General features: G+C 43.8%; 13 protein-coding genes. 7 read left to right on the top strand and 6 right to left on the bottom strand.

Going from position 1 to position 13,984, the window contains the following annotated elements; all coding sequences use genetic code 11:
* Positions 1–167 precede the first annotated feature (167 nt).
* A complete protein-coding gene (locus tag CIT02_RS03460) occupies positions 168–740 on the top strand; it encodes a thiamine-phosphate synthase family protein (RefSeq protein WP_292614047.1) in 573 nt (190 codons plus the stop codon).
* A 251-nt stretch (positions 741–991) separates the two neighbouring features.
* Positions 992–1,996, top strand: coding sequence for an SIS domain-containing protein (locus CIT02_RS03465; protein ID WP_292614049.1), 1,005 nt, complete (start codon positions 992–994; stop codon positions 1,994–1,996).
* Positions 1,997–2,214: 218 nt separating this feature from the next.
* On the opposite strand, the gene CIT02_RS03470 is transcribed toward CIT02_RS03465, so the two are convergent.
* The 4 genes from CIT02_RS03470 to CIT02_RS03485 form a co-directional block, all read right to left on the bottom strand.
* A complete protein-coding gene (locus CIT02_RS03470) occupies positions 2,215–2,874 on the bottom strand; it encodes an Hsp20/alpha crystallin family protein (protein WP_292614051.1) in 660 nt (219 codons plus the stop codon).
* Positions 2,875–2,973: 99 nt separating this feature from the next.
* On the bottom strand, positions 2,974–3,990 hold the full coding sequence (locus CIT02_RS03475) for an NOG1 family protein (RefSeq protein ID WP_292614053.1): 1,017 nt from the start codon (positions 3,988–3,990) through the stop codon (positions 2,974–2,976).
* A gap of 321 nt (positions 3,991–4,311) precedes the next feature.
* Complete coding sequence (locus tag CIT02_RS03480) at positions 4,312–4,875, bottom strand: TIGR00296 family protein (RefSeq protein WP_292615011.1); 564 nt, start codon at positions 4,873–4,875, stop codon at positions 4,312–4,314.
* Positions 4,876–5,044: 169 nt separating this feature from the next.
* Positions 5,045–6,418, bottom strand: coding sequence for a TldD/PmbA family protein (locus CIT02_RS03485; protein WP_292614055.1), 1,374 nt, complete (start codon positions 6,416–6,418; stop codon positions 5,045–5,047).
* Positions 6,419–6,544: 126 nt separating this feature from the next.
* Here CIT02_RS03485 and CIT02_RS03490 point away from each other — a divergent pair, with 126 nt between their 5' ends.
* The 5 genes from CIT02_RS03490 to CIT02_RS03510 all read left to right on the top strand — a co-directional run bounded on the left by CIT02_RS03490 (position 6,545) and on the right by CIT02_RS03510 (position 11,649).
* Positions 6,545–7,114 carry a hypothetical protein gene (locus tag CIT02_RS03490; protein WP_292614058.1) on the top strand — a complete coding sequence of 190 codons (570 nt, stop codon included), beginning with the start codon at positions 6,545–6,547 and terminating at the stop codon, positions 7,112–7,114.
* Between the two features lie 132 nt (positions 7,115–7,246).
* The gene (locus tag CIT02_RS03495; RefSeq protein ID WP_292614059.1) at positions 7,247–8,791 is read left to right on the top strand and encodes a homocysteine biosynthesis protein; all 1,545 of its coding nucleotides are present in this window, start codon (positions 7,247–7,249) and stop codon (positions 8,789–8,791) included.
* Positions 8,792–8,793: 2 nt separating this feature from the next.
* Positions 8,794–9,180, top strand: coding sequence for a 4Fe-4S dicluster domain-containing protein (locus CIT02_RS03500; protein WP_292614061.1), 387 nt, complete (start codon positions 8,794–8,796; stop codon positions 9,178–9,180).
* 370 nt (positions 9,181–9,550) lie between these two features.
* Entirely contained in the window at positions 9,551–10,387 is an 837-nt protein-coding gene (locus tag CIT02_RS03505; RefSeq protein ID WP_292614063.1) for an SDR family oxidoreductase, read from the top strand.
* A gap of 35 nt (positions 10,388–10,422) precedes the next feature.
* A complete protein-coding gene (locus tag CIT02_RS03510) occupies positions 10,423–11,649 on the top strand; it encodes a DUF308 domain-containing protein (RefSeq protein WP_292614065.1) in 1,227 nt (408 codons plus the stop codon).
* Between the two features lie 149 nt (positions 11,650–11,798).
* On the opposite strand, the gene CIT02_RS03515 is transcribed toward CIT02_RS03510, so the two are convergent.
* Together CIT02_RS03515 and CIT02_RS03520 are read right to left on the bottom strand one after the other, a co-directional pair.
* Positions 11,799–12,959: a DUF362 domain-containing protein gene (locus tag CIT02_RS03515; RefSeq protein ID WP_292614067.1), complete on the bottom strand. Its 1,161-nt coding sequence runs from the start codon at positions 12,957–12,959 to the stop codon at positions 11,799–11,801.
* A gap of 44 nt (positions 12,960–13,003) precedes the next feature.
* Positions 13,004–13,843, bottom strand: coding sequence for an ATP-binding cassette domain-containing protein (locus CIT02_RS03520; RefSeq protein WP_292614068.1), 840 nt, complete (start codon positions 13,841–13,843; stop codon positions 13,004–13,006).
* Positions 13,844–13,984 lie beyond the last annotated feature (141 nt).

Consider the following 13,984-nt stretch of genomic DNA (forward strand, 5'->3'; position numbering starts at 1 on the left):
TCTTTAAAATGATTTTTTAGTGTTGATTATATCAATCGATAGATTATGTGCTGTGGTGTTATATTCATGTAACAGCAAAGGGGAGATATAGAACCAAATTTACTAAGAATTTCAGTGACAACTCCCCACACCAAAACTTATATTCCATTGATTTTAAACTCATATTCATGATAATAGAGAAGCTGGAAAGGGCCGTGCATATTTTAGAGAAGTCACCAGAATTTGCACAGTTAATCCCCGAAGTCCGGAGTAACCTGGTAATGGCCAAAAGGGATGCCCAAACCATAGATGATGTGGCCGGGATCCCCGGACGTATAACCAGTGTCCATGGCCTGCCCCGTGCGGTGGCAGGTCCGGATTTTGGTGCTTCATCCCATATGGCCCGACTTGTTTTGGGAGTCATGCACTATGATCCTGAAAGGCGCAGTGCCCTTAACATTAAATATCACCCTGATTTGGTGGAAATATGCCGTAAACTGGGTTTAAGGATTTCCAGTTATGATCGTAGCAATGAACCAGAAGAAGTGGCCAAAAAAGAAGGTAGCAGTATTTCCTGGGGCGTCAAGATAGCTGTAGAGAATCTAAACGGCTCTGTTCCAGATATCATCTACCACCAGGGTGCCTGGGGAAAAGAACCCATGATCGTAATGGTGGGAATGGAAGTTGAAGAACTGGCAGAAATGGCAGTGTGCCTGGCCAAATTATTCATTTCCCAGAAAAGTAAAAATTATAAACCATAACCTTCTGATGTATAAAAGCTATCCTAAATTTTATGAATAAAGGTAATCAATTTAAACTCAAACTCCTATTAAAATAAGCCCTTTTATACCTTAAAGAGACAATCACTTAATGGAGAAGTTTAGATACCATGAGAAAGTATTTATTAAAATAGATCAAATTTAGTAGTAATAAAAGTCAATTATTCCGTCACCATATTCTGGTGCCCTATTTACACTATTCAACTATGATTATTACATATTGAGGGACTAAAATGCATTATAAAATGTATGAAGAGATGATGGAGCAACCTCGCTCTTTGAAAGACACCATGAAGACAGAAAAATCTCACATGAAAGAAATGAGTGAGAAATTCGATGCATTTGATAAAATTTATCTGGTAGGCTGTGGAAGCTCCCTTTCAACATGTTTTTCAGCTAAAGATGCTATGAACATGGTTTCAAACAGGAACCTGGAAGTTTTTACCGGTTATGAGTTTTTCTATCATAAAAATCTCCAGGAAAAAAATGCAGGAGTAATTTTAACATCCCAATCTGGAGAAACAGCGGATACACTGGCCGCCCTTCGAAGAGCAAAAAAGGAAGGGATGCACACGGTGTCCATTATCAATGAAGAAAAAAGTACCATGGCCCAGGAATCAACTGATGTTATTTTAACCAGGGGCGGCCGGGAAACTGCCATACTGGGAACCAAGACCTACATGACCCAACTCATGTGCCTTTATCAGATCCTCCTGGGAATGGAAACCTCCTCTAAATCCCAGGAAGTACTGACGGACCTGGCAAAGATTCCCTCAATTACCCAGGACCTGTTAAAAAGAACTGAAGATGAAAACAAGGTTCTGGCCCAGAAATACGCTGATTACGATATATTCTACTGCATGGGCAGTGGTCCCAACTATGGACTGGCCTATAAACTGGCCATGACCATGTTTATGGAAGGGGCTATAAAGCATGCCTGTCCACTGTATTCTGGTGAATTCCGCCACGGACTTATTGAACGAGTGGAAAAGGATGTTCCAGTGGTATTTCTTGAAGCGAACTATCCTGGTGATGAATTCACCCGCAAATCAATAGAGTTCTCCCAGAAAATTGGGGCGAATAATATAATATACCGAATGCAGGATTACGCAGATATAAACCCATTACTGGCGCCATTTGTATTAGTAGTGCCTCTGGAATGGTTTGTTTATTACATGGCCCATTTCAACCAGGAAGATCCCGGAAGCACCCGGCACATTGGGAAGGTTAGGTATTAATTCCTCATTTCTAATTTTTCCTTAAATCAATACCCACCCTTTTTTTAGATAATTATATTTATATATATTAATCAGGATTTCCATAAAAATAAGAGCTAATTTTTTGTGAATTTAGAATTTACTGCATTTAAAAAGAAAAATGAGTCTAAAAATAATGATTAAGCTTACATTTAAAGAATTTCAAAAAAAATAGATGAACCTGGGATTATTCCCAGATTTTAGTTGATTTCTAATTTTTGGGTTTCAGGAAGTATTTTGGGAAGTTTTATGGTAAGGGCTGATTCTTCAAAATTGGCACGGGCCTCTTTGATTTTGATCTCTTCCGGTAATTTCAGGGTACGGGTGACTTCTCCATGACCCCTTTCCCTTTTTATGTAGTCTACATCTTCCCCCTCCATTGCTGCAGGGAAGGTAGCAGTGATGGTCACTGATTCCTGGGTCACATCCACGGATAAATCTTCCTTCTCCACTCCCGGAAGGTCAGCTACGAGAATGAATTCAGTGGGAGTGTCCACGAGATCCACATAGGGAGTGTTGGGTGCAGTGTAGTCATTGATGGTTTTGCCCAGATCTTCCTGTTTCTCACGAATGGTTTTCAGTACATCATTAACCACTTTTTCGGCAGTGGTACGTAATTCTTCAGTTTTAACCGTGGCATTTTCTTTGATTTCTTTGCTTTTATCAGAAACCGTATCCTTAGCTTCAGTAGCTTTGATTTTAACTTCTTCCCCCTTATCAGAAACAGTATCTTTAACCTCAGCAGCTTTAGCTTTAACTTCTTCTCCTTTTTCTGAAACAGTGTCTTTAACCTCGGCAGCTTTGGCTTTAACTCCTTTTTCTTGGCCTTTGGATTCCAGTCTTGTTTTTTTCTCGTCCATAGAAATCCCTCACATAACTTCAATAATTATCCAAATCCAGGGAGATTATTCCACTATTAAGGATTTAACCCATTTAGAGAAAAAAAGTTCCAAAGAAGATTAGTCTCCCCTATTTCTCATTTCTTCCCGGTTAAATTCCTCTAATTTTGTGATTATCTCTGCTATTCCTTTGCCTTCAGATGCAGCGACCATCAGGGGTTTATCCTCGGTAGTAATGTGTTGTTCAATGTACTTAATCTTTTCTTCATCATCGGCCAGATCCATTTTATTGAAAAGCGGGAGAACCGGAGTGTTTCTGAATATCTTCCTTATCTCCCAGTAAAGGTTTACCTGGTTTTCCACAGGGAATCCCGAAGTTTGGGACGGGTCGAATACAAATAAGATAAGATCTGCCAGGTGTTCCAGGGCAACCATGGCATTGAGTTCAATCTGGTTCATATCCTCCACCGGGCGGTCCAGAAGCCCGGGAGTGTCAATGATCTGATAGTTCTGCCAGCGCCTTTCAAAGTGTCCGATCTGGATTCCCTTGGTAGTGAAGGGGTAGTCTGCAACTTCGGGTTCAGCATTGGTTATTCTGCGCATGAGGGTGGACTTACCCACATTGGGGAAACCAGCAATAACTGCGGTGGTGGCCTCGGTGTCCACGGTGGGTATGTTACGCAGTTTCTGCTTGGCGTAGTTTAAAAAGTCAAGTTCATCTCCGATACGGTTAACCACTGAGGCGATCCTACCGAAAGCTGCTTTTCTAACCTGTGCTGCATTTTCAGGGGGTGATCTTCTTACTTTATGAGTATACTGGTTTTGTAATTTTTCTAAAACTCCGTTGGCCCAGTTCAACGCTCCCAGACATCTTTTAAGATCATCAACTCCCACTGCCACATCAATGTAATCCTGGTAGAACATGGGGAGTTCCTCTACATGGGGTGTTTTCTCCAGTATCTCTTCAAAGGTGTCTCTGATGACCTGGCAGGCAGTTTGAATTCTTACTTCCTCTATTCTCTTTGATTTATGCTGCCGGTGAATCTTGGAGGTGCGAACCTTGGCCGCGGCTTTCTTAGCCCGGCTGAATCCCTTGTCAAGCACTTCATCCGGGGTGGGTATGTTGGGTAAAAACATTAAAATCACATTTTTTTCAATTTATATTACATCTATTATACTGAATTAATTCTTTAAAGAATTTGAATTATTTTATGAGTCTGAATCATTTTTAAAGTATTTGAACTCAGAATATGGATAATTATCATTCACATAATCATTATTCACTGAAATTTTCTTAAAAATAATCAGTGGGGAATAACTTACAACTATTCACTTATAGTACTGGGATTATCTTCCTAAAAAAAGTATTCCTTGTTAAATAATGACTAGGCCTTACAGATATACTTTCTGTTTTTAATAATGTTAAAAAAAAATAAATCCAGGGGGTGAAATTTACAATTAACTCTCCGAAAATATCTGGGAATGGAAACTGTATATTTTCACTCTTTCCTGTAACCAGCAATCAGGACTTAGCCCTGCTTTCATACAGGTGTTGGCCAGAAAGTCTTCAATATCCCAGTTCCATTCCAGGGGTACCTGGGGTAATAGAAGGCCACGGTAAATACCTCTCTCCACGATTAGGCCATCATGTCCCACTTCAATCTTATCCCGGTAATCTGCGGGTTTTTGAACTTCAATTAATTCCGGTCTGGTGAGTACACTAACTTCCACCTGAATACTTTCCAGTTCTGCGGCGGTGACCGGGGGAAAACGGGGGTCTCCGGTGGCTGCGCTTATGGCCACTTCTATCACTGCCTGGGCCAGGGGTTTTACTGGTTCAGGGTAACCAATGCATCCCCGTAAATCCCCGTCACGTGTCAGGGTTACAAATGCCCCCATTTCCTCGTTCAATTTAGGATTAACATTATCGGGGACCTTTATTATTGTCCCCTCCTTTATGTAGGTTTCCAGTGATCTTCTGGCCAGTGCTACTAAAAATTCCCCTTCTGCATCACTTATCATCATATCCCCCTGTTTTTGTATGGATCCATTCGGACAAGGAGCCCTTTTGAACTATGAACCAGGACTACCCTTCAAGACTAATGAACCCTTCAGGATTAATGAACCCTTCAGGATTAAGGAATAGTAAGATTTGGACTAAATGAATGCCACGATGGTTCAGATAAGATCCTTAACTGGCCCCACCCACTGTGGCTTCACTGACCCTGGTGTGGGGACCTCCATCTCCTACGGGGGCTGTTTGCCCGGCTTTACCACAGAAACCTACTCCTAATTTGAAGTCAGAGCCAACAGCATCCACTTTCTGCAAAATTTCCAGTATGTTCCCGGAAAGTGACACATCACGAAGGGGATCCTTAACTTCACCCTTCTCAATGAGGAATGATTCGGCAGCGTTGAACTGGAAAACTCCTTTACCAGTGTCCACTTGACCACCACGTGATCCTTTAAGGTAGATTCCGTGATCCATATCTTCAATCAATTCTTCGAAGCTCGTCTGGCCGGGTTTAAGGTAGGTGTTACTCATACGTACTATTGGTTGGTCACCAACTCCGGAGCGTGCGTTTCCACTGGACTGGATGTTAAGTTTGGCTGCGGTTTCCCTGGAGCTTAAAAGGGAAGTTAACACACCGTCCTGAACCAGGATGTTTTCACTGGTTTTAACTCCCTCGGCATCGTAGGCATAGTACCCGAAGGCATCCATACTGGCATCATCCACAATGGTAACCAGTGGTGAGCCAATGGAGGTTCCCATTTTTCCCTTTAGTATGGAGTCGTTTTGCAGTATCAGATCCGCCTCGGAAGCATGACCCACGGCCTCGTGTATGAAAACCCCAGTTAGTTCCGGGTCCATTATTATGGGATAACGTCCTGATGGAGGGAGACTGGCGTCCAGTAACTGCACGGCTTTAGTGGCCGCAGTTCTACCCATGAGTTCCAGGTCTTCCTTTTCAATTGCTTCAAAACCCTTGGCTCCGCCCGTGCTTTTGTGGCCGAACTGTATACCACTTTCGGATGCCGCCACTGCGTTTAAGAATAGTGCCACCCGGTTTTCTTCCATGGTGATGGATGATCCTTCTGAATTTATAAAGAAGGTGGTTCCTTCCCCATCCACATAGTTCACGGTGGTACTGACCACTTTATCCAGGTTGGCAGCCTGTTCCACCTCAGTCATAACCGTTTTCTTATCTTCCAGGGACACATCCGACAATTTTATACGGGCATTGGAGGGTACTTTATCGGTTCTTACCTCCGCCGGTGCCATTTCCACATCACTGGAAAGGGAGTTGGCTAGTTTAATTGCTGATTCTGCCACATGGTCCAGGCGGTCCAGGCGGGTGGTGTAGGAAAAACCCCAGGCACCATGCTTTAATACCCGGATACAGGCCCCCAGATCCAGACCAGATCTGATTTCCTGGATCTTCCCATCCTTCATGACAATAACCGTGTTTTGGCTTTCATTGACCCTTATATCAGCATAGTCAACATGTTTATCCACTGAATCCAGTGTTTTTTCCAGTAAGTCCAGATCAAGCTCCGTTTTCATGATATCTCCACTTCTAATATGTTGTTCATGACATATAATTTTAAGGAATATTAGGGATTTAATAAGATTGGTAATCCTGGTTTAAATATAAATAAACAGTTGTATGATAATTAAGTGGTGTAAGAATTGATCGAGAATAGAATAATTGCAATTATTTCTGCAGTTTTAACGTTTATAGCTGGAACCATACTTTCTGTATTTATCATATTCTATTTTGGTGGGTATCCCCTATCATCACTTTATGAACATCAGTTATACGTGTTCTTCGCTGTTTTAATAGGGGTGATACTGGCCTCCTTTGTCTATGGTCGTGGTAGTAATGAACGGGCCATAAAGGCCCGGGACTGTGTGGAGGAGTTACTGGAAGTGAAAATCAAAACCAAAGACATGTGGAGGATACTAAGGGGTGTTGAACAGCTCCCTCCCTTTGTAATAAGGGATTACGTTTCCATGAACATAAATTTCGTGAAAGAATATGAAGAAGGAATAAAAGGGTACCGATCTAAATTAACTGAGGAAAACCTGGAGGAAATAGAGAGAATAATAGATAAACCAGTACCCCAACTTCAGAGGGTCCTGAATGAATTATATAAGGAAACTGATCTGGAGCAGTTCAAAATACTGGCTGATCCCAGTGCCGAAGAGTTAATTACCATGAATCTAAAGGAACTTAAAACAATTCTGTTCCCAGATTAGGAATTAACTTACGCTTTTATTAGAGAAAAATAGATATATAATGTGGGGCTTAAATACTTAGACCCTACTAATATTATTATTTCTTTCTTATCAGAGGATTATTATTACCAAAAAGCACCGGATGTGAAAAAATTGAAGACCATTGAGGAAATAAACCAGAAAATAAAAGACGGGAACGCAGTAGTGGTTACTGCGAGAGAAATGACCCGTATAGTACAGGAAAATGGTGCAGGAAAAGCTGCAGAAGAGGTGGATGTTGTTACCACCGGAACTTTCGGTGCTATGTGTTCCTCTGGTGCATTTTTCAACTTCGGACATTCTGATCCACCTATAAAGATGAGTAGGACCTACATTAATGGCGTGGAAGCTTATTCTGGTCTGGCTGCTGTGGATGCCTATCTCGGGGCTACTCAACCCCACCGTAACCCGGATATCGGCCTGGACTATGGTGGAGCCCACTTACTGGAGGACCTCATTAGAGGGAAAGAAGTGGAACTGGTAGCCGAAGCCTATGGTACCGATTGTTATCCCCGTACCGATGTTCACACTTTCCTGAGCCTGGAAAACCTTAACCAGGCCACTATGATTAACCCCCGGAACTGTTATCAGAACTACGCTGCCGCCACCAACTCCACTGAAGAAACCATTTACACCTACATGGGCACCTTACTGCCCCAGATGGGTAATGTGAGTTATTCCAGTGCAGGGGAGCTCAGCCCTCTCTTAAATGATCCCTATTTCCAGACTATAGGTCTGGGGACCAGGATATTCCTATGCGGAAGTCAGGGCTACATTATCGGTGAGGGAACCCAGCACGCCACGGAAGGTGAACGCCGGAACGGTGTTCCCGTGGGATCGGCTGGTACACTGATGCTCAAGGGGGATATGAAGAAGATGGATGCTGATTACATCCGGGGAGCAACCATGCCCAAGTACGGTCCCACCCTGTATGTGGGTGCCGGTATTCCCATCCCGGTTCTCAACGAGGAAATTGCCCGGCGCACAGGAGTCAGTGATGCTGACATAGCCTGCAAGATCTACGATTACGGTACTCCCCGTCGTGACCGTCCGGCAGTGATGGAAACCAATTATGAAGAGCTTCGCACCGGGAAGATTGAAATCAATGGAAATGAGGTGCAAACTTCACCACTATCCTCCTTTAAAAAGGCACTGGAAATAGCCGAAGAACTTAAAAAATGGATGGATAATGGTGAATTCTTCCTGACCAGTCCAGTGGAGAACCTCCCATCCTCGGGATTCACTGTCCAGCCCCTGGAAATCAAACGACCATCCATCATGGTCCGTGACCTTAAAAGCAAAACCGCCATTACTGCCCGGGCTGAAGAGGCCATTTCTGAAGTTGCCCGGAAGATGGTGGATAATAACATCAACCACCTTCCCGTGGTGGATCATGCCGGGCGACTAATGGGTATTGTAACTAGCTGGGATATTGCCCAGGCCGTGGCCAAGGACAGCCAGAAACTCACGGAGATAATGACCAAAAAGGTGATTGTGGCCATGGAAGATGAACCAGTGGAAGTCATTGCCCGGCGCATTGACAAACACGAGATATCAGGTGTTCCCATAGTTGACCGTAACAATCTGGTCAAGGGCATGATCACTGCCGAGGATATTTCCCGATTAATTTGCTCCCAGAACAACGAGGAAGGTGATTAATAATGAAAGCCTGGCTTAATTTCTCACCCAGTATTGTGAGTAAGACCGTGATATCGGATTTGATCAAAAACTTCGATGTGACCTTCAACATCCTGCGGGCGGACATCACCCCCAAGGGAGGTAAGATGCTCATTGAGATCAGTGGCAGTGAAGCAGAAAAAGGCATAAAATACATGGAAAAAGAAGGTATTCAACTTAATCCCATAAAAAAGGTAGTTAAGAAGGATGAAGAGAAATGTATGGATTGTGGGGAATGTATCAGCCTCTGCCCGGTGAAAGCCATTAAGATGGAGGAAGACTGGTCAGTGGAACTGGATAACCAGAAATGCATTGGTTGCGGATTCTGTACCACTTCCTGCCCCACCAAGGCCATTAAAATTGCGGATTAAACAACTTTTCCCTTTTTTTACCGTTCTTTTTTAAAATATTTTTTTTAAAATACCTTATTTTTTAAAATATCTCCTTCTTTTAAGTGATTTTACCAGAATAATTTTTAGATAATTTTTACATGAATTTTTTTAAAAGCCATGAACTCTCATTTTTAAGACATTGAAATCCCCAATATCCCATTTTAACTCGTTTTTTATTATAATCTCTTCTAATCATGGCAAGATAAGAAAAAGTCATGAAATTTGGGAAATGCCTGCTTTTTAAAAAAATTTACCAGTAGTTAACTACTTAATACAAATATTTAAGTTATTGATGACTCCATAACTCTTTATTAAGAATATTAAGTACCCTGTAACTGGAGGTAATGTCATGAGTAATCCCGAGTATTATAAGGACAAGATCTGTATTGTGACTGGTGCAAATTCGGGTATTGGATACGCACTGAGTGAAGAACTCCTGGAAAGAGGAGCCATTGTTTACATGGCCGGACGTAACCCGGATAAAGTTTCAAAAGCCGCCCAAAAACTTTCCAAGTTCAAGGATCGTGTGCACACCATAATTGTCGATGTCACTGTCCAGGAACAGGTGGAAAATGCTATTAACAATACTGTAGCCGAAACTGGTAGGTTAGATTTCTTATTTAACAATGCAGGGGTGGGTGGAACTCTGCAGTTTGAAACTGCCACCATGGAAGACTGGAAAAACATAATAAATGTCAATCTGTGGAGTGTTATCTACGGTGTGCACACTGCAGTGCCCATCATGCTGAAACAGGGCTCTGGACATATCATTAACACCAGCTCCATTGCCGGTCTGCTACCACCACCATTCCAGGCACTCTACTCCCTTACCAAGTTCGGTGTCACCGGAATGACCGAATGTTTAAGATACGAGTATGCAGAAAAGGGGCTGCACTTTTCCACCATCTGCCCGGCCAACATTGCCACTCCCATCTTCAAAAAATCAATAGATGGCACCACCCATGATGAAATTAAAATACCCGATGATGCTTATCCCGTGGATAAAGCAGCCCAGCTTATCCTTGACCGTGTTTCAGAGCACAAGGGGATCATAGTGGTTCCCGAAGAACCATACACCAAACAGTGGAAACTGTACTGTCAGCAAAATGAGGAAGTGGAAGAGATAATGCTGCAGATGGCACGAGATCGCAGGGAAGCCTATGAAAAGGGTGGAACCTATTATTAACATGAAATGTTACCCATTTAAGGGGGAATGTTTCTTTGAATATTAAAAGGGAAACCCATGATTATATTAAAATAAGGGAGGAATCGGACCTCTCCCTGGAGGTAGTTATCCTACTGATCCTGGGTGTTTTCATGTTCCTCTTCGGCCTCCTCCTTTTTAAAATAAATACGGGGGAACTGCCTTACACACCGGACAGTACCTACGGACTCTTCCTGGTAATTGTTTCCTTCCAGGTTATTACCATGGGTAAGACCCCCTTTGGTGACCTTCGCCGTTCATGGGTACTGGTCTTAATCGGTATAATCACGGCAATACTGGGAATGGTGGCCTGTTTCATCCCCGGACAACTGACTGAACTGGTCCGGATCCTGGTGGGAGTACTGCTCTTTGCCGGGGGAATATCCCTCCTTTTACAGTTGTTGTTCTTTGAAGGGAAGGCCAGGACCTGGATAAAAATTCCAGGAGTACTGCAGCATCTAACCGTGGCCTGTGGTGTGGTTTACGTTATAACCATTGTTTTGGGACTGATAACCCTCATCCCCGGTATAACCAGCAATCCCCAAACTGCCCTGTTTTTATTGATCTATGGAATCAGTATCTTTTACCTGGCCTGGTGCATTCAAAAGGTGGCCCGGTCTTATCCCCCTGAAAATTTAAAATCAATTTCTAAAGAAAAGGGTGGGTTATTTAAATCATTACAGAGTGTATCCCTATCCTTATCACCGGCCGTGGTGATCATGATCGGTGTTCTTCTATTCCTCCTGGGATGCCTTCTGTTCCCCATTAATCAGGGTACTCTGCCCTTTTCTTCAGACGGGGAGTTAGGTCTTTTAACGGTTATAATGGCCCTCCAGATGACCACACTGGGGGAAACACCCCTGGGCCAGTTCAAGCGTTCGGTGATAATAATCATAGTGGGGATTGTGTTTGCCACCCTGGGGATTTTCTCCTGCATTGTTCCCGGTATTCTAACGGGAGTGCTCCAAATACTCATAGGAGCTCTGAACATCCTGGGAGGGGTTATATTACTCACTATGCGCTTTGTCCCCATAATCAGGGGAAGGAAAAAACATGACCCTGAAACAGGCCCCCCTTCCTCCACAGTTAAGAAATTTATGGTAACCCAGACCCTGCTGAACCTGGTGGCCATTGCCTTTGGTTTATCCATGATCATGCCCGGTCTGATCCCGAGCATGCTGGTACCGGTAATCCTGATTATCAACGGACTCCTCCTCTTTGCCCTGGCCTACATCATCAATTAGTAAGCCAGATTCAGAATAAGAAAGGTGAAACAGGACTAAATTCAGGATAAAAAAAAAGGTGAAAAAAGGCCAAATCCAGAATAAAAAAAAGGTGTAATAGGGTCAGATCCAGGATAAAAGCGCGGAATTTCTTTTACTTCTCGCCACCACTACGACTTAGAGAATAGGGAAGTTAACCTGTGCAGGAGGCTCTGTTTATGGTAGATTGCCTTCTGGGGGCACATCTCCATGCAGCACAGACAGTTTATACAATCATCGTAGTAAAATTCAGGTTGATAAGCTTTGCAGTCCTTCTCCACTTTTTCCGGTCTTTTAAGGGCCTGTGTGGGGCAGCTTTTCTGGCACTTCCGGCACTGGTTGCATTTTTCAGTATCAATGACTGGCCGGGTCCACCACAGTTTCATAATACCCCGGGCAATCGGGGCCGGTATGACCTCCAGAGTTGAAGACAATTTAGGAGGCCATTTAAAATTGTCTATAGGGGGGATATTTCCCCGAACTTCTATTCTATCAGTATCTGCTTCTCCCAGACCCTGCTGGTAGGCAATGCGGGTGGTGGGTATTTTCAGGGGGTCGCGCCCCAGTGCACGGGTAATAACACTGTCCAAAGCCACACCATCCACAGCTACCAGGATCATACCTAGTTTACGGGGTTTGCCTGCGGATGGACCGGCACCTTCCATCCCCACCACTCCATCCACGATATGGAGGCAGGGCTGGTTTAAGGCATAGATATCGACCACTTTTTCTGCAAATTGTAAGGGTTGGGGTGCCTGCTTATGGTATTCGACCTTGGTGAATCCGGGGATGGTTCCGTAAAGGTTCTTAATGGCACCGGTGAAAGTAGTGAGGCCGTGGGTTTTGATCTTGGGCAGGTTAATAACCAGATCCGCGTCCAGTACTGGGCGGGCTATATGGTACTTCTGGCCATTTCTCTGCTTAGAGTAGCTTCCACTGGTTTCAAAGTTGACCAGTTCCACATCCAGTCTCTGGCAAACTTCCATAAGGCCGGTTACCCTCCAGTATTTTTCTATGTTCCGGTCAAATCCACCGGGACTGTCTCCTACTTGGGGTATTCCACCAGCATCCTTCACCAGGTTGATGACCGCTTCCACCAGGGCGGGGTGGGTGGTGATGTACTCTTCAGGGGGTTGGGCCTGGAGCAGGTTTGGTTTAAGCAGTACCCTGTCTCCGGGTTTGATAAATCTCTTTAAACCGCCCAGTGAATCTAAACAGGTTTTAATGGCCTCTTGAACTTCGGGTACAGAATAAGAATGGCATTCAGCCACGGCCACTTGTGTTTTTCCCATAATGCTACACCTCTTTGAAAAGTGGATAAAATAAGTTAAAAATCTCATTCATCGAATTCTTTTAATAGCTTTTTCCGGGCCTCTCCAATGGTCAGGGGGTATGGTTTTTCAAAGGGAAGTTCATCCTTTTTTTGCAGTATTTCCATGAGGTGGGCAATCCGGGGTAATCTCAGGTTGGCGTTTCTAATGGTTTCCACATCACTGAACACATCCTGTGGTGTTCCCTCCTTAATTATATGGCCCTCGCTGATGATGTAAACCTGGGATGCGTAGAGGGGCACCAGATCCACATCATGGGTGGATATGACAATGGTCATTCCCTCCTGGTTGAGCTTGTGCAGGAGGTGGAGGATCCGGGAGGCTCCTTTGGGATCCAGGCCACTGGTGGGTTCATCCAGCACCATGATCTCCGGACGCATGGCCAGTATACCTGCTATGGCCACCCGTTTCTTCTGACCTCCACTGAGGTGATGTGGGGGTTTTTTTTCAAATCCAGCCATCCCCACCCTTTCCAGGGATTCGGCCACCCTTTTTTCCACTTCATCCTGATCCAAACCCACGTTCAGTGGTCCGAAAGCCACGTCTTCTTCCACAGTGGGGGCGAAGAGCTGATCATCCGGGTTCTGGAATACGATTCCCACTTTCTGCCTCACTTTCATTATGGATTTCTTATCATAGGTGAGTGAGACATCATCCACCATAACTGTGCCTGCAGATGGTCGGAGGATTCCATTAAAATGTAAAAATAGGGTGGATTTTCCTGCCCCGTTGGGACCCAGCAGGGCCACCATTTTTCCCTGGGCTGCACTGAAGTTTACATCCTCCAGGGCCGGTGTACCATCGGGGTAACGATAACTAACATTCTTAGTTTCTAAAACATTCATATTATACCCGTGTAAAGTTTCTATTCCCACACAAATAATATTCTAATTAAACTAAGTTCAAATGATATAAAAAATGATCTTTACCCTGAATTTATTTTCCATAATGGTTCAATTAGGGTAATTAAATAAAAAGGTTTCTGT

It is taken from the genome of Methanobacterium sp. BAmetb5, assembly GCF_003491305.1.
GTDB lineage: Archaea > Methanobacteriota > Methanobacteria > Methanobacteriales > Methanobacteriaceae > Methanobacterium.

Coding starts and splice junctions, on each gene's coding strand:
- CIT02_RS03520 (WP_292614068.1), bottom strand. CDS start 13,843: ATGAATGTTTTAGAAACTAAGAATGTTAGTTATCGTTACCCCGATGGT.
- CIT02_RS03475 (WP_292614053.1), bottom strand. CDS start 3,990: ATGTTTTTACCCAACATACCCACCCCGGATGAAGTGCTTGACAAGGGA.
- CIT02_RS03460 (WP_292614047.1), top strand. CDS start 168: ATGATAATAGAGAAGCTGGAAAGGGCCGTGCATATTTTAGAGAAGTCA.
- CIT02_RS03465 (WP_292614049.1), top strand. CDS start 992: ATGCATTATAAAATGTATGAAGAGATGATGGAGCAACCTCGCTCTTTG.
- CIT02_RS03500 (WP_292614061.1), top strand. CDS start 8,794: ATGAAAGCCTGGCTTAATTTCTCACCCAGTATTGTGAGTAAGACCGTG.
- CIT02_RS03505 (WP_292614063.1), top strand. CDS start 9,551: ATGAGTAATCCCGAGTATTATAAGGACAAGATCTGTATTGTGACTGGT.
- CIT02_RS03470 (WP_292614051.1), bottom strand. CDS start 2,874: ATGGACGAGAAAAAAACAAGACTGGAATCCAAAGGCCAAGAAAAAGGA.
- CIT02_RS03480 (WP_292615011.1), bottom strand. CDS start 4,875: ATGATAAGTGATGCAGAAGGGGAATTTTTAGTAGCACTGGCCAGAAGA.
- CIT02_RS03485 (WP_292614055.1), bottom strand. CDS start 6,418: ATGAAAACGGAGCTTGATCTGGACTTACTGGAAAAAACACTGGATTCA.
- CIT02_RS03515 (WP_292614067.1), bottom strand. CDS start 12,959: ATGGGAAAAACACAAGTGGCCGTGGCTGAATGCCATTCTTATTCTGTA.